This is a genomic window from Shewanella sp. S1-58-MNA-CIBAN-0166 (assembly GCF_040310085.1).
GTDB lineage: Bacteria > Pseudomonadota > Gammaproteobacteria > Enterobacterales > Shewanellaceae > Shewanella.
Map to the genome: position 1 here is coordinate 1 of NZ_JBEOPN010000213.1, position 232 is coordinate 232.

Here is a 232-nt window from a genome sequence, read left to right on the forward strand (position 1 = left end):
GTTTTACAGCTTCTGGGAGCTTAGCTGTTAATACATCAAAGTTTTTAATATGATGATCGGCAGGCATCACTAATAGTGGACCGGTAATCCCATTTTGCAGTGCATAGTGGGCGGCTAATGCGATGGCAGGCGCGGTATTTTTACCTTTGGGTTCGAGTAATAATGCACTAGGAGTTGAGCTTGCAGCTTGCTCGGCGGCAATAAATCGGTGCTGCTCATTACACACTAAAAT

The 232-nt window shown here is 44.8% G+C and carries 1 protein-coding gene; it reads right to left on the reverse strand.

Annotation, left to right across the window (positions count from 1 at the left end; all coding sequences use genetic code 11):
* Nucleotides 1-232, reverse strand: a 232-nt coding sequence (locus AAEY99_RS21740; RefSeq protein WP_351012035.1) for a sugar phosphate nucleotidyltransferase, incomplete at both ends; no start/stop codon positions are given.